This is a genomic window from Oleiphilus sp. HI0043, assembly GCF_001634935.1.
Genome location: NZ_LWEY01000084.1, coordinates 1 through 660, shown reverse-complemented (window position 1 = coordinate 660; position 660 = coordinate 1). Strand labels below are relative to the sequence as shown.

Below are 660 nucleotides of genomic sequence, written 5' to 3'. Positions count from 1 at the left end.
AGCTGAGACCTGCTTCCTAAATGACTTTAAACAAAGTCATCAAACAAAACGAGCCCCGTGATTTTGCCATAGATTTCGGTTAGCTATGTTTTGATATTTATTCAGGTTTTTAGGGTGCCCAAATGGCACCCTTTTTTTGTTTGAAATATGCTTTCGTTCCACTAAAACGACACGAATTGACTGTGACATGACACCTAGGGCCATAACCCTGGCCTGCGTCTCCCGATAAGATTGTTTTACTAACAATAACGGAGAAAATCTCATGTCTAAAGAAGCGGCAGCAATGCTTTCGGTCCCGCGCTCTCAAAGCGAGGGTGAAATCACCACCTGGATGTCATTAAAAAAATACGCTTACATCATTTCGCTGATTTTACCTTTAGCGCCTATCGGATCATGTTATCTAGCGGTTACAACAGGAAATGGCCTATGGTTATGGACAACAATCGTATTCTGGTATTTCGGAATAGCGGCACTAGATAGCTATTTTGGTGATGATGAAGCGAATCCAACCGAAAAAATGGTCGAAGAGCTTAAATCAGAGCCTTACTACAAAAAAGTGATGTACCTGACCGTTCCTTTGCTTTGGGCAGCGGTGATTGCATGTGCCTATACGGTATCTCAATACGAATGGTCCTGGTTTAACTTTATTGGTGGAGCCTT

1 protein-coding gene is annotated in these 660 nt (G+C 42.3%); it reads left to right on the top strand.

Annotated features, from left to right (window positions below; all coding sequences use genetic code 11):
• Positions 1 to 262: 262 nt before the first annotated feature.
• Positions 263 to 660 (top strand): hypothetical protein (locus tag A3729_RS01750; RefSeq protein ID WP_197475479.1); only part of this gene is annotated, 398 nt, incomplete at its 3' end.